Below are 21,678 nucleotides of genomic sequence, written 5' to 3' on the forward strand. Positions count from 1 at the left end.
GTTATAGTTTATAAAGATACGGATTCTTATAGAATACCAAATTTTATTTTTAAATTACCTTTACTATTTATCATTCCATATTTTCCAGGCTTTTTCTGCTTGTTTTTCTAACATTTCTAGTCCATTTTTTACTGTTGCTCCATTTTCTTTTCCTTTTCTTAAAAAAGAGGTCTCAGCTGGGTTGTATATTAAATCGAATAATAAATGTTTTTTTGATATAAATTGATAAGGAATATCAGGACAGTCATTAATATTAGGATGCGTACCTAAAGGTGTACAATTAATTATTACATGATGCGATGCTATAAGTTCATTATTTAAATCTTTGTATGAAATTTGTTTCTTATCTATAGGGTTTCTCGAAACAAATTTATATTTAATCTCTAATTTTTTTAACACAAAAGCTACTGCTTTTGAAGCACCACCTGTACCTAAAATTAATGCTCTTTTATGATGTTCTTGTAATAAAGGTTTTAATGATTTTTTAAAACCATAAACATCAGTATTAAATCCTTTTAACTTTCCTTTTTTAGATATTTTTATAGTGTTTACAGCCCCTACTTTTTGTGCTGTTTTATCTATTTTATCTAAATAATTAAAGACATCTAATTTATAAGGAATAGTTACGTTCATTCCTTTTAAATCTTTTTTGTAATCTTCTATCTTTAAAGAAAGTTCTTTTATTGACTGAATATCGAAGTTAATATACTCGCTATTTTTAAGTTCTAATTCTTTAAATTTTTCAGTAAAATATCCCTTTGAAAATGAATAGGAAATATTTCTTCCTACTAAAGCATAAACATGTTTATTTTCTTTTTTCCCCATAAAAATCTATTATTAAAATTAAAGCAGTACCAAAAACAATAAAACCAATAGAAGCCCAAGTTTCTTGCGATGAAAAATCAGGAATAAATCGTTCATAATTTTCAACAATTTTATTTCCTTTTTGATCAAATAAAAACGATTCGTTATTTACTTTATAAATTGTTTTTTTCCAAGGCCAAACAATACCCAAAGAGCCTGTAATAAAACCAATTATAAGCGCTGTAACTATTTGGTTCCATCTTTTTAAAACATAACCTAAAATATGCGACATAGATACTAATCCAAAGGCCGACCCTAAAGTAAAAATTGTTATAATTTTTAAATACCTAATTTTCACTTGATCTTTTAATACTTCAAAATCACCAGATAAAAGACTTGTCACAACGCTACTTAACACATTTACGCTATCAACTAATAATAAAACATAATTACCTAATAATATTAAAATAAACGAACCTGAAAAACCAGGTAAAGTCATTCCTGAAACCCCAATAATACCACAAACAAAGACAAACCATAAATTATCATTTTCTTTTGCTGGAGTCATAAAACTAATAGCTATCCCTAAAGAAGCTCCAATTATTAAAGCTATCATATTTTTAGCCTTCCAGTCATTAAAATCTTTTGATATATAATAAATTGAACCGATAATCATTCCGAAAAACCATGCCCAAACATATAGCTCGTAATTTTTTAAAAAATAATCTAAAATTAAAGAAACACTAAAATAACTAAACATACTTCCTAGCATAACTAGGATTAAAAAAGGTAAATTAATATACTCTGCAAAACTTTTAAATCGCCCTTTAAAAAGTAACTTAAAAGCTTTTCTATTTATTCTTTGAAAAGAAAAAATAAGTTCTTTGTAAAACCCCATTACAAATGCAACCATACCTCCAGAAACCCCTGGTACTTTATTCGCTGCCCCCATAACTAACCCCTTAAAAAAAAGAGTTGTTTTTTGTAATAGTGTACGTTGGTTATACATTTTATAGAATATATAAGTCTTAAAAGATGCTGCTTATTTTTTTACAGCCAATTTTTCGAGCACTAAAATTAATGCAAATCCAGCAACTATTAATAAAGAAGCATAAATAAGTTTTGGATCTCCTTCGTATGCAAAAGGTGATACTGATAACTCATTAAAAGGCACCTGTTCTCCATGAGAATTTGTTCTAAATGTTAGTACTTTTTTCCATGGCCATATTTTGTTTAATGAACCAATAATAAAGCCTGTTAAAACTGCTAGTGTATAATTTTTATAGTTAGTAAACAAATATTTTAAAATTCGAGAAAAAGATAACAAACCTAAAATAGCTCCTAAACCTACTGCTGCTATCGTCGTAAAATCTCTATTATTTATTGCAGTTAACACAGGTTTGTAAGCTCCTAAAAGCACTAAAATAAAAGAACCTGAAATACCTGGTAAAATCATTGCGCATATAGCTATTGCACCTGCAAAAAACATAAAGAGTGTTGATGAATTTTCTGACACAATAGGGTTTAAAGTGGTGATATAATATGCTAAAACAGCTCCAAAAAGCAGTAACAACACTACTATATAGTTCCACCTTGTAATTTGTTTTGCTATATAAATAACACTTGCTAAGACTAAGCCAAAGAAAAAAGACCATAATAATATTGGATGGCTTTCTAACAACCATGAAATTACTTTTGCTAAAGAAACAATACTTATAAAAATACCGATAAAAAGTGATGCTAAAAAGTTACCGTTTAATTGTTTCCAAGCAGCTTTTATTCCATCCTTTTTTAAAGTTTTAAACAAACTTAAATTAACGTTACTAATTGAACTTAGCAACTCTTCATAAATACCTGAAATAAAAGCGATTGTTCCTCCAGAAACACCAGGAACTACATCGGCAGCTCCCATTGCCATTCCTTTTAGCATGATTACTACATAATCTTTATTTGTTCTGTTCATCTAATTCTTTTTTTCTCTTGTTTTAAACTTTATTAACTTCTTTTTTCTAAGTTTTAAAGTGTCTTTTTTTATTTTTTTATTTTTTTTCTTCAGACCTATTTTTTCACCAAGTTCAGATAAGTTATTAAAATTAACTTGATATGAAAGACCAATACCTTGTGTATACCCTTCTTCTTCTGTTGAATATTGCACCTCATTTTGTCGGTTAAAGACATTAGCTCTTAGGTTACCTTCTTCATTTAATAACACCTCTACCTTTAACTCACCAACAACACTTGTTTGTGTGTTTGCCCCTACAGGAACCCCTAGTTTACCATTTACTAGGACTCTATCACCAAATTGTGTTGACACAGAAAAATCTACTTGATCATCAGACCGTAAATCGTTAACATTTCCATTATCTCCTTGCGTATATCCTAATCCAAGTTGAAATTTATTTCCTTTACTGTTTAACATGTTTGTTAAAATACTCGAGGCTATTTCAGACGCTGTACCTGTTAAACCTGATGCTGCACTATTACCAATAGCATCTTCATTATAAAAAGTACCAAAAGCTAGTAAAAATGAAAAGTGTTGCATTTTGGTATTCAAATCGTTTCCATTTAAAATAAACTCTAATTCTGATGCAACCGTTGAATTTGCATTCGGAATTTTTATATCAAACTCTTGTTTTGAATTAAATAACCCCCCTGTAATTTTTGTATATAAATCAATTGGAATTTTTCGATTCGAATTAATGTTATCTAGTAATTGTGCTGGGTTTGCTTTTGTTTTATATATTGCTGTTAAAGCTAGTTCTGCATTATATGGATCTCCGTTCCAAGAAATTGAACCTCCTTTTTGAACAATAAACGGTTTAGATATCCCTGCATATTTAAAATTGTATAATCCTTTGTCAATTTCAAAATCACCGTACATTTTAAACTTTCCAAGTGTATTTATATCTATTCGTAAATTCCCTTCTCCACTTCCTTTTAATTCGCTTCCTGAAACTTTATCAATTACCACTTGGGCTACTGCATCTTTTGTTACTTCTAAATTTATTTTTAAATCTAAACCTTTAATATCTTTTACGTATTTATTTAACTCTTCATCTTCTGGCTTACCTGTCTTAAAACGTATTAACTTGTAATTATCTATTGTTTTTACATCATTTAAAGGTATTACAAACACAGTTCCTTTATTTGTTTTACCTTCAATGACAATATCTAAATTATTGGTAAGCCCCCTAATTTCTGCATTTCCATCTAAAAAACCAGTTCCATAATACGATGACCCCTCAGACTCTTTAGTATCTAAAACCAATAAATTTTTGGTATCAATATCTAATTTAAGATACCATTCTTTAAAGTTTTGATGTGCTATGTAGCCTGATAAAACTCCTTGAGTATTATGTTTTGTATCTTCTAAAAGAATATTACCTAACTTAAACTGCTGTTTATCTAAAACAATACTTGTATTACCTTTTAAATCAAAATCAATATTTAAATAAGGAAAAGTTAAACCTGCTTCTTCAAAGTTTAATACTCCTTGAAAATCAGGATTATTTAAAAATCCTTTTGCGGTAAAATCCCCTGTAACTTTACCTCTAAGTTTATTTAAAACATTTTCTCCCAATGGGCTAAATGCTGCGATTTCATATTCCTTCAAAAACACATTCAAATCAACCGTTGGTCTCTTTCCTGAAAAATCTACCCCACCTGTCGCAGAAATATTTTTCGCTTTTTCACTAATTAAAGAAAGGTTAACATCATATTTTTTATAAGAGTTATCTCCTGTAATATTTAATGCTAAATCTCCTTGAGAAAAATCATTTATTTGAAACTCTTCAATTAATAAATTTCCTTTTGGTGCTAATTTAGCACCTTCTTGTTTAAAATCTACAACCCCACTTAAATCTCCTTTCAAATTTAAATTATCTATAAGAGGTAAAAAACTTTCTAATTTTACTTTATTAAAATTGGCTTGCAAATCTTTATAAGTACTGTCTCTAACAATTCCTTTGAATTTAATTTTTTGCTTTCCTGATTCAAATACAAATGGACTTATTGCAAAATTATTTTTCTTTAAATCAAGTACTACTTTATGATTCTTATCTTGTTTTTTATTTATAACCCAATCAAACCCTTTATAATTAAGTGTTGATTTTTGAATACCTACAACCGATTTTTGTAATTCGTTAATCGTATAATAAAAATCTAAATTAAAACTTTCTGAATAGTCTTTACCTCCTTTAAAAACTGATTTAAAATACAGTGTGTCATTTTGGGTTCTGTTTAATAGATTTAACTTTTCTATATTATAATACTTCGTATTAATTTTACTTGCTGTTAAATGCGTATTATATAACGGATTCTTAGTATCCATCCTTAACACTACATTTTCTATAACATTTTTATATGCTTCTACTTCTGGTGATGTAAAAGTTAGTTTTAATGCTTTTTTATCTGAATTAATTCGTCCTTTTAATCTTGTACTATTACCAATAGAAATTTCTGGTAAAAAAACATCTATAATCTTGTTGTAGATAGAAAAATCAAATTCTAAGAACTGATTTGGTGCTACTTCATGTGGTCGATAATTTGTATAAACGCTTCCTAATGCATTTTGTGTAATTGGTATTAATTCATTAAAAGTAAATTTACCTTTTAAGTGCCCTTTAACAATATCTTCTGAATTAAATTCTATTTTTTTTATACTGTCTTTTACTGATGATTTTATCTCAAATTTTTTAAATAAATAATCTTGTTTTTGATTTGTATATACTAAGTTTTTAAATGTTGCTTTACCGACAATATCATCAAACGTATTTCCTGAAATGTTTAAATTAATATTCCCTCTTAACTCAGCAATACTATCACGCGTAAAAAGGTTTGTCTTTTTTAAATCAACCTTAGCAATGTTCGCTATAAAATCAAATTTATTTACTGCTGATGAGAAGTCAGCTAAACCTTCAAATTTCAATTTAAAATTATCATCTTCCGAAATTAATAAGCCATCAAATTTTTTGTTTTGAAACTGACCATTAACGTTTAAATCCTTATAATCATACTTATTAAAACCTAGGCTACTAACTTTCCCTATAATAACTGTATTTACATTATCTACATTAAATCCACTTCCATTCACATCCGCTTTTAATGAAATTTTTCCTAAAAGCGGATCGTTTGCAAATATTCCTAAATCAAAGTTTTTAAACTCAACTTCTCCTGTATAAATTGCTTCATCAATAGTATCTATATTTGTTAACTGAAGATCAGAGATTGTAGTACCAATTTCTGAATTTACTGAAACAGTAGCATCCATCTGCTCAGGCGTTACTCTTACAATTCCTTGAAGCGTAAAATTACCCAATCGCTGAAATTCTGACGGTAATGTTTTACCCAATAAATTTGGAAATACATTTTTTAATTGAAAATAATTTGCCGTAACATTATCTAAATCTGCATCAAAAACAAAACCTCTACTTGTTTTAATCGCATTAACAAATCCCATATTTCCAATAATTTTCATTCCTTTTTTAGAATGAATTTTAATATTATCAGCACTAAAATTATTTAAAACACCATTAATATTTCCTGTAAAGTATAAAATATCGTTTCCGCTTAATTCCTTGTAAAGCTTTGTTAAATCTTTTATTGAGAGTGCGCTTTTTAAAAATGAAGCCTTAATATTTACTTTATCATTAAAGTGAACTAGGTCTTTTCGTTTATAGGTTAACTTTATATCACCTTCAACTTTAGAATCATTATCTGTTTCTAATACAGTTTCATAAAACTGCATATACTTTTTGGTATACACAAAGTTTGTAGATAAATTAGTTACATGAATACCTCTATTCTCTGTAAAAGACATTTCTCTTAATTTAAGAGTAACATCGGGCCCTTTTATTGAAAAATTGAGTAAAGTTCCACTTGCACTATATGCAGCAAACTGTAATGGTTCTTTTTTATTTTCATTAAATAACTTATACGTTAAATTAGTAAGTGTAATCTTATCACTATTTAAAAGAAAAGGTCCTGACAAACTATCTTTTGGTTTATCGCTATCAAAACTCTCAATAAAAATAGACAAATTATCATTCTTCTCTCCCTTATAGGTTTTCATATTAAAATAAGTTCCGGTTAAAGAAGCTTCCCCTAAATTAACATTATTATCTAATACTCGCTTTGCATTTAATAGTGAAGTACTTAAGTTTTGAATAAAAATAAGCGTATCATTATGATGGTCTCTAATTTCAATTTCTTTTAACTGAACACTTAACAACCAAGATAAATCAACTTTTTTTACAACGATATTAGTGTTATATTCTTTATTTACCCAATTAGTTGCCTGCGCCGCTAATTTACTTTGAACAACAGGTAGTGATAATAAAACAATAAGCAAGAGTAAAAAAAGCAGCAAGTACTTTAACCATTTCCATATTATTTTAACTATTTTTCTGATGATCTCCTTTATCTTTACTTACTAACAAATGTAATCAGCTAACTGCAAAAATGTTGCCTTATTTTAAAGAAATATCAATTTTAACGAAATTCTAACGCAATATCAATATTTTTGCAACTTAAGACCATATATTTTGAGTAAAAAAGAAAGCTACATATTAGGAATAGAAAGCTCTTGTGATGATACAAGTGCTTCGGTAATTTATAATGGTAAAGTATTAAGTAATGTTGTTGCAAACCAAGAGATACATGCTAAATACGGTGGTGTTGTACCAGAATTAGCCTCACGAGCACATCAACAAAACATTGTTCCCGTAGTACAACAAGCTATTGAGCAAGCAAATATTACTAAACACGATTTAAATGCTATTGCTTTTACACGTGGCCCTGGTTTAATGGGGTCGTTATTGGTAGGTACTTCTTTTGCTAAATCTTTAGCTTTAGGTTTAAACATTCCACTAATAGATATAAATCATATGCAAGCGCATATTTTAGCTCATTTTATTGAAGAAGAAGACTCTAAAAAACCTCCTTTTCCGTTTGTATGTTTAACCATTAGTGGAGGACACACTCAAATTGTTAAGGTTACCAATCATTTTGAAATGGAAATCTTAGGTGAAACCATTGATGATGCCGTTGGTGAAGCTTTTGATAAATCTGCAAAAATATTAGGTTTACCTTATCCTGGTGGCCCTTTAATTGATAAATATGCGCAATTAGGAAATCCTAAAGCATTTCAATTTACAAAACCAAAAGTAGGTGATTTACAATTTAGTTTTAGTGGCTTAAAAACAGGCATTTTACGTTTTACACAACGTAATGTAAAAGAAAACCCTGATTTCATTAAAGAAAATCTACATGATATTTGTGCTTCTATTCAGCATACTATTGCTGAAATATTAATGGAAAAATTGAAAAATACCGTTAAGCAAACCAACATAAAACACATAGCTATTGCTGGTGGAGTTTCTGCAAATTCTGAGATTAGAAAACGTTTAGCTTTAGCTGAAAAGCATTGGGGATGGACAACCTATGTTCCTAAATTTGAATACACTACCGATAACGCTGCAATGATTGCTATTGCTGGTTATTTAAAACATTTAATTAATGATTATTCTAACATTTCAGTTACTGCCAAAGCACGATTAAAAGTTACTGAATAACGCTTTATAAAACCACCCTAATGAACAGTTTTAAAAACAGACTACTATTTAATATTACGTACTACTTTTTGTGGGTTGCTTATTTTATATTTGCACGTTTTTTATTTTTATCTTATTATTTTGATAAGACCTCCGAGCTAGGTTTTGTTACAACACTTAAAACTTTTTTATATGGAATTCAGTTAGATTTTTCTTTTGCTGCTTACTTAGCCGCAATTCCATTTCTAATTATTCTTTTCTCAATATGGATTCCAAAAAAAATTATTATTAACTTAATAAAAGGGTATACTTTCCTCGTTATTTTTGGTGTTAATCTATTTATGTTAATTGATATCATTCTATATAAATCATGGGGAGTTCGTATCGATTCTACATTAGTAAGCTACATTAATAATCCTAAAATAATGCTAGCATCAGTTTCTACAACGCAACTTATTGGAGGTGTCTTAATTTTGATTGTTATTTCCCTTTTTGTTATATATTTTTTTAATAAAATTTTAAATAAAATTAATGTTCATTTAACTAAAGGTACATTTTTAGAAGCTCCTATTTTTCTTATAATAATTGGTGCTTTAATTATTCCGATTAGAGGTGGTTTTGGGAATATTCCCATTAACCAAAGTAATGTATATTTTTCTACAAAAATGTTTGCTAACCATGCTGCTGTAAACTTTATTTGGAATTTCGCCAACACTTTAGCTCACAAAATAGACGACAAAAACCCGTATGAACATTACAAAACTGATACAGCGAAAAGTATTATCAATAAAACTAGAAATCAACTTTTAATCGGTTCAGATTCAATTTTAAAAACAAAAAAACCTAACGTTATTTTAATTGTTTGGGAAAGTCTTTCCGCTAAGTCTGTTGGTGTTTTGGGAGGCGAACCAAATGTTACTGAAAATCTAAATAAACTAGCTAAAGAGGGAATTTTATTTACTAATTTTTATGGTAATGGCGATAGAACCGATAAAGGAGTACCTGCTATTTTAAGTGGTTATTATCCGCAACCAACTAAGAGTATCATGAAAATGCCTAATAAATCTAAATCACTACCTATGCTTACCCGAGAAATGAAAAAATTGGGCTATTACACTGGTTTTTATTATGGTGGTGATAGTAATTTTGGGAATATGATTACTTATTTACGAAATGGTGATATTGATAGAATTGTTGACGGAACTGAGTTTGATAAAGAGAATTGGAATTCTAAATGGGGAGCTCACGATCATATTTTTTTAGATCGCTTTATGAAAGATTTATCTGAACCAACTTTAAAACAGCCTTTTTTCGAAATCGGATTAACACTTACAAGTCATGAACCTTACGAGTTTCCTGATGAGTATAAATTTGGAAAAGACTCTCAAGAAAACTTATATAAGAGTGCCCAAGCGTATACTGACAAAGCTATTGGTAAGTTTGTTGAAGATGCTAAAAAACAACCTTGGTGGAATAATACCTTAATCGTAATTATGTCTGATCACGGACATCCGCTACCAAAACACAAAGGATATTTTAATTCTCCTAAAAAATTTCAGATCCCAATGGTTTGGTTAGGTGGTGCATTAGCTAAAACAGGTATTACAGTAAATAATTTTAGTGCACAAAGTGATTTTGCTTATACTTTAACCAATATGTTAGATGGTAACTCAAAGCAGTTCGAAAATGGTAAACATATTTTTAATACTTCTAACAATCAATATGTACATTTTGTTTTTAATAAAGGTTTTGGTACCATTTCTAAAAACGGAACATTTGTATATGATTATGTAAGCAATAAACCAGTGATAAAAGAAGGTAACTATCAAGAATTAGATACACTAGGAAAAGCAATAAGTCAAGAGGCTTATCAAGATTTTTTAGATAGATAATCTGGTATAATTCTATTAATAACATAACTAGTAGAAAAAAAATATTAAACGCAATTGAGTCAAACCACATGAAATATACCTATATTCTAATTTTAATCATTATAGTTTTCAGCTGTAAAACAAAAAACAAACAGGAATCAGAAAATCAAAATATTAAAATTGATAACCCTGAATTAATTGAAATTTATAAAAATGATCAGAACGATAAAAAAAATCATACTATAACTTGGTTAGAAATCATTAAAAAAGACAGTCTTAGGAGAAAAAGAGTTGATGTTATTTTAAACTCGAATGAAATAAAAACTGCAAATGACTATATGAATGCTTCAATGATTTTCAAAAGCGGAAATGATTCAATTAGTTACCTAAAAACAATAACTTTAATGAAAGAGGCTATTAAATTAGATAGCACAATTAATAAATTGCCTTTAGCTGAAATAACAGACAGATATTTATTGAGTATAGGAGATCCTCAAATTTATGGAACCCAATTTTATAAAGAAGCGTATAATAAACCTTGGGTTCTTGCTAAAATTGACACAACCAAAATCACAGACAAAGAAAGAGTTCAATTTGGAGTAGAAACATTAGAACAATTAAGAGACAAGGTTAAACATATGAATGGTGAAAACCACAAGCATGATCACTAAAAAATACAATAACATTTATGCTGACTTATAAATTATACAACCAATAGAAATAGAGATTTATTAAGTGTAACTAAAACCCTAAAAATAGATACAAAAGCAAAACTATTCCCCTTTTTTACACTTAAGTATCAATAAATTATTTTTTCTACAAAATAACATTGTTATTTATTACCATGTAAGTTTATAAAAAATGAAAAAGATTGAAATAACAAAAGAAACCCAATCAACAAAAAAACAAATATCATTTATATACTTTTGTTATATATCTGTACTATTGCTAATCATTACAAGTATTTTAAATTTGTGGACAGCTTTAGCTTCATTAGGAGCATTTTTCTTATTTTTAATTTGTCCGTTTATAACAGTGATAATAGCTTATAAAAATTATAAAAAAATACAAAGTTCGAAAACTCATAAAAAACTGTTCTACTTAGCTTTTTTCTATTCAATAGGGGTTTTCATCACAATAATAATTGCTAAAATATTTTAACAACATAGTTACCTAGTTGGAACTCTTTACAATTCTCAGGTATTTGGAAGATTAAAAAAACTCAATTCTAAATAGCAAAATCATCATCATCAATAATACACTCTTCAATTAAAAATGCAACTTCATTATACACTTCACAGAAGGCATTATTAAAATTTATCGTGGAAGCTATAGTATTCCTGATAAAAAATCTACAATGAAGATTAATAGTTTTAATCATTCGATTGTCAGATCAGTAAGGGCCTATATTTAATCATATCAATATGCTATTAAATAAAAAAAGCATAAGGCTATGCCAGGTAAAAGGGTTGAACACTGATTAAAATCTTATTCAGCTCAGAATGTTAAGGTTATGTTAAAACAAAAAAAACTGCAATATCCTTCTTAACAATGCGTTCTTGTAATCCTTATTAATATTTAATCTAAATTAAAATAACTTTAAGATGAAAAAATCCTTCCAAATTAAAAATCTGACTTTAAGTAAGTCACTAGTAATTATGTTATCACTAATAACTTTTGGTTCTTGCCAAGTAGAAGAAGATAACGATATTGTTGAACCTTTAAACACAAGTGCAAGACAACAAAATAAAACAGTTAATTTAAAAGTAATGAGCTACAATGTTTTTCAATTACCAGCTGCTGCTCTTTTCTTCGGAAAAAGCGGAACTGGTTATGCAGAACAGGATAGAGCGCGAGCTTTAAATCGCGCACTTTTAGACCTAGAACGAAAAGGAGACGCTCCAGATGTTCTTGCTATTCAAGAAGGATTTAATCAGAGCATAGAAACCTATCTCTTTAATACTGTAGAATTCCAGAAATTATACCCGCATAGAACTAGACTCTTAGGACTAGTTTGTGACGATAAGATCTCAGGAGATTGTGGAACTCCCGCTACCAGTCCTCTCTATACTAATGGTGGACTTGTAATTTTTAGTAAATACCCTATTGAAAAAAAAGCTGAACATGCTTGGAATTCGAAAATAATAGATACATATGAAGGATACGCTAATAAAGGAGTTACCTATGCAGCAATAAGAAAAGATGGAGAATTATTTCATTTTTTTAACACACATACAAATTCAGAACAAGTAGGCTATCCTGCATCAGTTGTTAGAAGAAACCAGTTTCTTGAAATGAGAGAATTTAAATCGGGTTTAAAAATACCAATATCTGAGCCTGTTATATATCTTGGAGACATGAATATTGAAACCGACCTTGAAAAAAGCACCATGGTGAGGTTTTTAGATGCACAAGTAAATTTGACATTGCAACCAGGGGCAGATGGTACTTATTCATTTAGCAACACAGTAGTTAAAAATACGTACCATACACATGCTGACGCTGATCGTACTTATAATAAAGTATTAGATTACATATTATATAGTAAAGTTCATAAGCTACCTAACGGAAATCCAATAATGAGAATATCTTCTCTTCAAGCGCGTGGATTAGTATACAATGGAGATATTTCAGATCATAATCCAGTAATTACAGATTTTACATATAATTACTAATAAACATAATTTATAAAATAACATTTTAATATTAATAAGTTTAAATCCCCCAAAAATGAATTCATTTTTGGGGGATTTTTAATATAGAGAGAAAGGGCAATAAATAATTACCTATATTTTAATTAAAACTCCTTGAGGAGTATCTGATTGAGCGCAGTCGAAACCTTTTTTTAACAAGTTAATGGTTCTCATAAACTTCGTTTGTTACTTTCTTGCCATTTTGATATCAGTAATGCTTAAACTTATAATAAAAATTGCGCCACTATACTTAAAAAACAGGTAGTTAATTATGTACATTTTTACTACTAACTTCTATAGAACAAATATTTAAATAAATTAGTTGAGCTTCTATTTCAACTTTGTTTATATTTTACAAATATAACATCTACTATAATTTAAAATAGTATAAATATTAACACCACCTTTTTCATATCTGTATCTTCAAAAAACTTATCAACTAAACCTGCTATAAAACCAGCATATAATTTTGCATTGGCTAACGAAAAAAATAACAATACCTTATTTATTTTGTAGCTTTTAATACATAAAAAACGTTTTTTAAGATTCTAAACAGTTTTTATTTAACAACAAAGTCAAATTGATTTTTTTAAAACTCATTTTTAATTAAAGTTGTTTTTTAAAATTTAAAAAAAGCTTTTTAAAAACCATACAAACATAAAAAAACTATTTTAAAAGTAAATTTTATCTTTTTTAAGTAAAAAAACAATTAAATTCACTTATTTCGTAGTAAAATTAAATACAGTATGTCTTCGAAAAATATAGCAACTAATTTTAATGAGTCTACAAAAGCATTTGTATCTCCTGAATATATTCGTAATCGTTTTTCTACGATTATGTCTAACATGTACAAAGACGAAGTACCTCTTTACGGTGAATTGCTTAATTTGGTTCATGATATTAATAACAATGTTCTTTCAGAATCGAAAGAAATTAAAGAGCAATTAACAAATACTGGAGAAATTACTCGGCTAAATATGGAGCGTCATGGTGCAATCCGTTTAGGAAAACCACAAGAGCTATTTACAATAAGACGTCTATTTAAAGTTATGGGAATGTTTCCTGTTGGTTACTATGATTTAGCACCAGCTGGTGTTCCTGTACACTCTACAGCATTTAGAGCTATTGAGAATACAGCGCTTAATCAAGCTCCTTTTAGAGTTTTCACCTCTTTATTACGTTTAGACTTAATTGATGATGATCAGCTTCGTGATAATGTTGAAACTATTTTAGAAAACCGTACTATTTTTACAGAAAAAGCATTACAATTAATTGAAAAATCTGAAAAAGAAGGTGGATTAAATAAAGAAAATGCTGAAACTTTTGTTCAAGAAGCATTAGAAACTTTTAGATGGCATGATACTGCTACGGTAGATAATGAAGTATACGAAGCTTTATTGACTCAACACAGGTTAATTGCTGATGTAGTTGCTTTTAAAGGCCCTCACATAAACCACCTAACACCTAGATCTCTAGATATAGATAAAGTACAAGCAAGTATGGAAGCTCGTAGTATTCCTCCAAAAGATAATATAGAAGGCCCACCTACAAGAAAATGTCCAATTTTATTACGCCAAACTAGTTTTAAAGCGTTAACTGAAAAAGTAACTTTTAAAAATAGTGTTGAAAATGGAAAAACTGGAGAACACAAAGCTCGTTTTGGTGAGATTGAACAACGTGGTGTAGCAGTAACCCAAAAAGGACTAGATTTATATAATGAGTTATTAGGTAAAACACGTAAAGCAATTGGTGGGTCACCAACTGCTGAAAATGCCGCTGAATACAATCAATTATTAAAAGAAAATTTTAAAGCTTTTCCTGACAACTACAATGAATTGCAATTAGAAAAACTAGCCTATTTTCATTACTTCACTAGCAATAAAGTAAAAAGTATAGCTAAAAATAAAGCGTATACTAAAACAGATGTAAATCAATTATTAAAAGACGGATATTTAACTATAGAACCTATGGTTTATGAAGATTTTTTACCCGTAAGTGCTGCAGGAATTTTCGCTTCAAATTTAGGTACTAATGATGCAAAACGTGAGTATGATGGCTCCTCAAATCAATCATTATTTGAAAAAGATTTAGGAGAACCTGTTTATAAATTAATGAAATGGTATGACGATATGCAAGATGAAACCATTCAAAAATGTTTAGCACAAATAAATGCTTAATATTAAATTATATAGTCGAATATCTACATGTTCGGCTATATTTTTTTGCAAAAGAGATTACCTTTACATTAAATTAGGCTAATTTCTGATAAAAACATAACAAAACTATTCTTTTGAAAAATAAATTTGATTATATAGACCAGCAAATTTTATCAAAATTACGTTCTGATGCAAGAAAGGCTTATTCGCAAATTGCTGAAGAACTAAAAGTATCTAATTCGCTTGTACATCAACGAATAAAGAAACTTACCGAAGCGGAAGTTATTCAAAATGCTGAATTTATTTTAGATGAAAATAAACTAGGTTATAAAACAAAATCATACACTGGTATTCGCTTACGTGAAGCACGATTTGCAAAAGATGTTATGAAAAAATTAGAGGAAATACCTGAAATTACCGAATGTAATTTTGTATCTGGTAACTATGCTATTTTCATATTAATTTACGCCAGAGATAATGAGCATTTACAAAAAATATTATACGATAACGTTCATTTAATAAACGGTGTAGCAGGTACCGATACTTTTATTTGTTTTGACACCTGTTTTAAAAGGAATATCCCTATTGAATAATAGAAAAATGATACAAGACACACAATTATCAGCATTAGAAAAAAACCTAAAAGGTGAATTGTTTTTTGATAATTTACATAAAACTTTATATGCTACTGATGCCTCAGTATATCGTAAGATTCCATTAGCAGTTGCCTATCCTAAAAATGCAAAAGATATTAAAGTATTAATTGCTTTTGCTGCTAAAAACAACATTACTTTAATTCCAAGAACAGCTGGAACTTCACTAGCAGGACAATGTGTTGGTGACGGAATTGTAGTAGACGTTTCTAAATACTTTACTGATATATTAGCTTTTGATGAGCAAAATAAAACCATTACTGTTGCCCCAGGTATTATTCGTGATGACTTAAATAGGTTTTTAAAACCTTTCGGATTGTTTTTTGGACCTAATACCTCAACCTCTAATCGTTGTATGATTGGTGGAATGGTCGGTAATAACTCTTCAGGAAGCACATCAATTCGTTATGGCGTTACACGTGATAAAGTAATAACTATTGAAGGACTATTATCTGACGGAAGTGATGTTACCTTTTCTGAAATCACTTCGCAAGAATTCAAACAAAAAAAGATAGAAAACTCTTTAGAAGGAAACATTTATAAAGCAATTTACAAAGAACTTTCTCAAGAAGTTATACGACAAGAAATAATAAACGAATTTCCAAAACCTGAAATTCATAGAAGAAATACAGGTTATGCTGTAGATGAGTTTTTAACATCTGATTTATTTGGCGGAAACGAAACGACAATTAACCCTGCCAAATTCTTATCAGGTAGTGAAGGTACTTTAGTTTTTTCAACAGCAATTACAATACAGTTAGACGACCTACCTCCTACGCACAGTATTATGGTTTGTCCGCATTTTACAAGTGTTAACGAAAGTTTAAAAGCAACGGTTACTGCTATGAATCACAAACTATATGCTTGTGAATTAATGGATAAAGTAATTTTAGATTGTACCAAGAATAATCGCGAACAAGCTAAAAACAGATTCTTTTTACAAGGTGATCCAGAAGCTGTATTAATGTTAGAAGTTTCTGCAGATACTATTGAAGAGGCCGAAATACAAGCTGATAAATTAATAGAAGACTTAAAAATCAATAATTTTGGATATCATTACCCGAAAGTTTATGGAGAAGATATTGCTAAAGTGCATTATTTACGAAAAGCTGGTTTAGGCTTATTAGGTAATATTGTAGGTGATATGAAAGCTGTTGCATGTATTGAAGATACCGCTGTTGCACTAAAAGATTTACCTGAGTATATTGAGGAATTTACTCAGATTATGGATAAATACCAGCAAGATGCTGTGTATTATGCACACGCCGGTGCTGGTGAATTACACTTGCGCCCTATTTTAAATTTAAAGAAACAAGAAGATGTTGTGTTGTTTAGAAAAATAACAACAGAAACAGCTCAATTAGTGAAAAAATATAAAGGTTCATTTAGTGGTGAGCATGGAGACGGAATTGTACGTGCAGAATTTATCCCGTTAATGATAGGTGATAAAAACTATCAATTATTGCGTAGAATAAAAAAGGCTTTCGATCCTAACAATGTATTTAATAAAGGGAAAATTACAGATGCTTTTCCGATGGATAAAAGTTTACGTTATGAAGTAGACAGAAACGAACCTATCATAAAAACCATTCAAGATTTTTCTGAAAGCGAAGGTATTTTAAAATTGGCTGAAAAATGTAACGGATCTGGTGATTGTAGAAAATCTCCTGAAGCTGGCGGAACTTTATGCCCAAGTTATAGAGCTACTAGAAACGAGAAAGAAACAACACGTGCAAGAGCAAATATGCTACGTGAAGTATTAACAAATAATACTGCTGAAAATAAATTTGATTCTGAAGAATTAAAACAAGTTTTAGATTTATGTTTAAGTTGTAAAGCCTGTGCTACTGAATGCCCAAGTAATGTAGATATTGCTGCTATGAAAGCAGAGTTTCTATATCAATATCAAGAAACTAATGGCTATTCTTTTAGGAGTAAATTATTTGCTAATAATGCAAAATATAACAAACTAGGAAGTAAAGTTCCTACAATAACAAACTTTTTCACCAACACACTTATAGCTAAAAAAGTAATGGGTGTTGCTACAGAACGTACGGTTCCTAAATTAGCTAAACAAACTTTAGCTGCTTGGTTAAAAAACAAAAACATTACTTCAAGTGAAAACCAGCAGTCTTCAAAAAAAACAATTTATTTATTTAATGATGAATTTACCAATTTTTATGATGCTGAAATAGGTAAAGATGCTGTAATCGTTTTAGAAAAATTAGGCTACGAAGTAAGATCTATTAATCATGAAGAAAGTGGGCGTAGTTATATTTCAAAAGGTTTTTTAAAGGAAGCAAAAGAAATTGCAAATAAAAACGTTACTATTTTTAAAAATTTAATTACTGCTGACTCCCCTCTTATAGGAATAGAACCATCAGCAATTTTAACTTTTAGAGATGAATATTTACGAATAGCAAATGATAAAATAGCTGCAAAAAAACTTTCTAAGAACTGTTTTACAATTGAAGAATTTTTAGCATCAGAACATAAAAAAGAAAATATAGATACTTCTCTTTTTACTTCAAAGTCAAAAGAACTTAAAATTCACGGGCATTGTCATCAAAAAGCATTATCAAGTACACATGCTTCATTTACTGTTTTAAACATCCCTAATAATTATAAAGTAACTATTATGAATACTGGTTGCTGTGGTATGGCTGGTTCTTTTGGCTATGAAAAAGAACATTATAAAGTAAGCATGCAGGTTGGTGAAGATACTTTATTTCCTAAAGTTAGAAACTGCGGTAGTGAAACAGAAATTATTGCTGCGGGCACAAGTTGTCGACACCAAATATTTGACGGTACAAAACGTATAGCAAAGCACCCTGTTACTATTTTAAAAGAAGCTTTAAGTTAAATAACTTCTTATTTTTATAAATTCTTACCAATAAAAAAAAGCCTTCGACTAAAATCGAAGGCTTTTTTTTATTATATACGATGAGTTTATGGCTGAATTACTTGCTCTTCAGCTAATAATCCAAAAAATTTATCTAAGTTCGGTAAAATAACAATTTTTGTTCTTCTATTTCTAGACCTGTTAGCACTAGTTTTATTATCTACTAAAGGTAAAGATGAACCTCTACCTGATGCTATTAATCTGCTTGCATCAATACCATATCTCTTTTCTAAAATTCTAACTATAGATGTAGCACGTTTTACACTTAAATCCCAGTTATCTTGTATTACTTCATTGTGAATTTTTCTTGAATCAGTATGTCCTTCAATCATTACATCCATACTTGGCTCAGACTTAATAATATCTGCTAATTTCTTAAGTGTTTTGTATGCTTTACTATTTACATTGTAACTAGCTGTTTTAAATAGCATTTTATCTGAAATAGATATCATTACAACAGTTTTATCAATACTTACATTAATATCATCTGAGTTTTCTAAATCAGCAACGTTTATTGACTTTTTTAACTTATAAGAAACCGCTATATTCATAGAGTCTTTTAAAGTCTTAGCTTTTGCTAATTCAGCTGAATCTACATTTGCTAAAGTTTTACGCATTTTTACTTTCATAGAATTAGATATCACTGCCCCTTCGACCATATCTAATTTTACATCATTCTCTTTTTGTAAACCTGAATTGATTCCTTTTAAAGAATTTATTTTTTGATTGTAATTATCAACTCTTTTTTCAATTTTCGAAAACTTAGCTTCCAATTGCTCTTTTTCTAAGGCTGTTTTTTGAAGCGCTCCTTTGGTAGATTTATACTGTTCTTCTAATTGAACATATTTTTTTTTAGATACACAAGAAGTTGCTAATACTACAACTAATAATAGAAGGAAATTTTTTTTCATTACTGTTAATTTAATTTATTTGTATTGTTAAACATATTTTTATTTATTTTAGTATAAAAAGCTTCTTATTTTTTTTTCAAAAATACCTCAGCCATCATACAACGCGCACTTCCGCCACCACAAGTTTCAATAGTCTCTAGTGATGAATGAATAATTTGATTGTGTTTTTTTATTTTTTGTAGTTGGTCTTTTGTTAATGAATTATACGCTGATGAGCTCATAATTAAAAAACGTTGCTCCTCTCTTCCTTTTACTTGTAGCATATTTCCAGCAAACTGTACTACTTGCTTTTCAGTAATAGCGATAACCTCTTTATTATCATTTTTTAATTGTTTTATTAACTCTTTCTTCTCTTTTTTATCATCTATTGCCTCTAAACAAACAATTGCAAAGGTTTCTGCAATACACATCATTACATTGGTATGATAAATTGCTTCTCTTTTTTCATTTACAGTCTGGTTAGCAATAAAAATTATTGGGGTATACTCAAAATCTTCACAAAACTCAATAAATAATTCTTCCTCTGCTCTAGGAGATAAAGCGCAATAAGCTTTTCTATTTGCACGATCTAAAATCATACTTCCAGTACCTTCTAAGAAAAAACCTTCCTCCTCTGCTTTAGAATAATCTATTACATTCTTTATTTCAAAGCCTTTTTCTTCTAAAGCTTCTAATACATCTTCACGTTTCTCTAAACGTCTATTTTCTGCAAACATAGGATAAATAGCTACATCGCCATTCTCATGAAAAGAAATCCAGTTATTAGGAAACAACGCATCTGGTGTATCTGGTTCTTTGGTATCATTAATAATGATAACCTCTATTCCCTTAGCTTTTAATTTAACTACAAACGCATCAAACTCTTGCTGTGCTTTTGCATTAACTGTAACAGGTAACATACCTGATAATTCTTGCTGATAATAATTATTTACAGCTGTTTGTTCGTTCATTCTAAAACTAGCTGGACGAACCATTAAAATAGTATTGGTAGTTTGTTGCATAGCGCAAAAGTGTAATTGTTAATTTTTCTAATTTATTTCTTACTTATTATATCTGCTAAATAGCTGGCATCTTTAGATACGCCACCCAAGGTTGCAGAGCCTCTAGTAAACATCCATGGTAAACCAATAAAATATAAACCTTCAATATTACTTACACCTCTGTAGTTTTTAGGATAGCTATTTTCATCTAATTCTAAACCTTCAATCCATTTAAAATTTGGGCGGTACCCTGTTGACCAAATAATATTTTTTATTGAAGATACTTTACTCTTCTCAAATGTAATGTCATTATTTAATGCATCTTTTGTTCTACCTACACAAATCACATTTTTTCTAGAAAGAATTTCTTTAACATCAGTTCCAATAACTGGCTGTGAAAAAGAACTAATTTTTTTTCCTATCCAACTATATTTACTATAACTTAAAAACCCTATTATTGTAAACCACCACCATAATGTTTTACCTAAAAATTGCTGAGGTAATGATTTAACAGTAGTATCTCCAGAAAAATAAACTTTTCTAGAAGTATCTTTAGATATTTCATTTAAAATTTGATATCCAGAATCTCCGCCTCCTACAACCAATGCATCACCTTCTTTTAGTTGGGCAGCACTTTTATAGTAATTACTATGCATTTGAAGTATACCCTCTGATATTTTAGTATGACAAGGAGGTGTATATGGAATATGAAAAGGACCTGTAGCAATAATTACATTTTTGGCTTCAACCTCCCCCTCTTTGTAAGTTACATGAAAACCTTTTTCTGTTTTACGTACCGATGTAACTAAGGTATTTAACTGCACAGGAATACTGTTTTTTTCCACATACGTTTTAAAATAATCACTAACTTCAAATTTAGTTGGATAATGTCCTTTTGGAGCATCAAACTTTAAACCTGGTAAATGATTATACTCTGTTGGTGTGAATAGCTTTAAAGAATCCCATCGATTTAACCAAGAAGCTCCAATTTCTTTTTCTCCATCTAGAACTAAAAAGTCCTTATCCATCTTTTTTAAATGGTAAGCCATAGATAATCCTGCTTGTGCTCCTCCAATTATTATATAATCTAACATTTAGCCTCTTTATTATTACTTTTTCAAAGGTAAAACTATAAGATCTTAGTTATTCAGTATAATT

At 29.1% G+C, this 21,678-nt stretch carries 14 protein-coding genes; 7 read left to right on the plus strand and 7 right to left on the minus strand.

Annotated features, from left to right (window positions below):
• Nucleotides 1-63: 63 nt before the first annotated feature.
• The 4 genes from CXF68_RS19325 to CXF68_RS19340 are packed head-to-tail and all read right to left on the minus strand — an operon-like array spanning nt 64 to nt 7,153.
• Nucleotides 64-825 carry a shikimate dehydrogenase gene (locus tag CXF68_RS19325; protein ID WP_101046874.1) on the minus strand — a complete coding sequence of 254 codons (762 nt, stop codon included), beginning with the start codon at nt 823-825 and terminating at the stop codon, nt 64-66.
• On the minus strand, nt 806-1,813 hold the full coding sequence (locus CXF68_RS19330; protein WP_101046876.1) for a DUF368 domain-containing protein: 1,008 nt from the start codon (nt 1,811-1,813) through the stop codon (nt 806-808). The genes CXF68_RS19325 and CXF68_RS19330 overlap by 20 nt, the downstream gene beginning before the upstream one ends.
• Nucleotides 1,814-1,846: 33 nt before the next feature.
• Nucleotides 1,847-2,767 carry a DUF368 domain-containing protein gene (locus tag CXF68_RS19335; RefSeq protein ID WP_101046878.1) on the minus strand — a complete coding sequence of 307 codons (921 nt, stop codon included), beginning with the start codon at nt 2,765-2,767 and terminating at the stop codon, nt 1,847-1,849.
• The gene (locus CXF68_RS19340) at nt 2,768-7,153 is read right to left on the minus strand and encodes a translocation/assembly module TamB domain-containing protein (protein WP_232771687.1); all 4,386 of its coding nucleotides are present in this window, start codon (nt 7,151-7,153) and stop codon (nt 2,768-2,770) included.
• A gap of 193 nt (nt 7,154-7,346) precedes the next feature.
• Between CXF68_RS19340 and tsaD the strand changes: the two genes are divergently transcribed.
• The 7 genes from tsaD (at nt 7,347) to CXF68_RS19380 (ending at nt 18,590) form a co-directional block, all read left to right on the plus strand.
• On the plus strand, nt 7,347-8,375 hold the full coding sequence (gene tsaD, locus CXF68_RS19345; protein WP_101046880.1) for a tRNA (adenosine(37)-N6)-threonylcarbamoyltransferase complex transferase subunit TsaD: 1,029 nt from the start codon (nt 7,347-7,349) through the stop codon (nt 8,373-8,375).
• 20 nt (nt 8,376-8,395) lie between these two features.
• On the plus strand, nt 8,396-10,246 hold the full coding sequence (locus tag CXF68_RS19350; protein WP_198553861.1) for an LTA synthase family protein: 1,851 nt from the start codon (nt 8,396-8,398) through the stop codon (nt 10,244-10,246).
• A 68-nt stretch (nt 10,247-10,314) separates the two neighbouring features.
• Complete coding sequence (locus CXF68_RS19355; protein ID WP_101046883.1) at nt 10,315-10,896, plus strand: hypothetical protein; 582 nt, start codon at nt 10,315-10,317, stop codon at nt 10,894-10,896.
• Between the two features lie 933 nt (nt 10,897-11,829).
• Nucleotides 11,830-12,900, plus strand: a complete 1,071-nt coding sequence (locus CXF68_RS19365; protein ID WP_101046887.1) for a sphingomyelin phosphodiesterase — start codon at nt 11,830-11,832, stop codon at nt 12,898-12,900.
• A gap of 764 nt (nt 12,901-13,664) precedes the next feature.
• The gene (locus tag CXF68_RS19370; RefSeq protein WP_101046889.1) at nt 13,665-15,095 is read left to right on the plus strand and encodes a VOC family protein; all 1,431 of its coding nucleotides are present in this window, start codon (nt 13,665-13,667) and stop codon (nt 15,093-15,095) included.
• Nucleotides 15,096-15,208: 113 nt separating this feature from the next.
• The gene (locus CXF68_RS19375) at nt 15,209-15,667 is read left to right on the plus strand and encodes an Lrp/AsnC family transcriptional regulator (protein ID WP_064966057.1); all 459 of its coding nucleotides are present in this window, start codon (nt 15,209-15,211) and stop codon (nt 15,665-15,667) included.
• A gap of 7 nt (nt 15,668-15,674) precedes the next feature.
• Nucleotides 15,675-18,590, plus strand: coding sequence for an FAD-binding and (Fe-S)-binding domain-containing protein (locus CXF68_RS19380; protein ID WP_101047607.1), 2,916 nt, complete (start codon nt 15,675-15,677; stop codon nt 18,588-18,590).
• Nucleotides 18,591-18,676: 86 nt separating this feature from the next.
• Here the strand turns inward: CXF68_RS19380 and CXF68_RS19385 are convergent, their stop codons facing one another.
• The 3 genes from CXF68_RS19385 to CXF68_RS19395 all read right to left on the minus strand — a co-directional run bounded on the left by CXF68_RS19385 (nt 18,677) and on the right by CXF68_RS19395 (nt 21,614).
• Nucleotides 18,677-19,540, minus strand: a complete 864-nt coding sequence (locus CXF68_RS19385) for an OmpA family protein (RefSeq protein WP_101046891.1) — start codon at nt 19,538-19,540, stop codon at nt 18,677-18,679.
• Between the two features lie 65 nt (nt 19,541-19,605).
• Nucleotides 19,606-20,541: a citrulline utilization hydrolase CtlX gene (ctlX, locus tag CXF68_RS19390; protein WP_101046893.1), complete on the minus strand. Its 936-nt coding sequence runs from the start codon at nt 20,539-20,541 to the stop codon at nt 19,606-19,608.
• Between the two features lie 32 nt (nt 20,542-20,573).
• Nucleotides 20,574-21,614: an NAD(P)/FAD-dependent oxidoreductase gene (locus CXF68_RS19395; protein ID WP_101046895.1), complete on the minus strand. Its 1,041-nt coding sequence runs from the start codon at nt 21,612-21,614 to the stop codon at nt 20,574-20,576.
• Nucleotides 21,615-21,678: the final 64 nt, after the last annotated feature.

The organism is Tenacibaculum sp. Bg11-29, from assembly GCF_002836595.1.
In the GTDB taxonomy this organism is placed as follows: Bacteria; Bacteroidota; Bacteroidia; order Flavobacteriales; family Flavobacteriaceae; genus Polaribacter.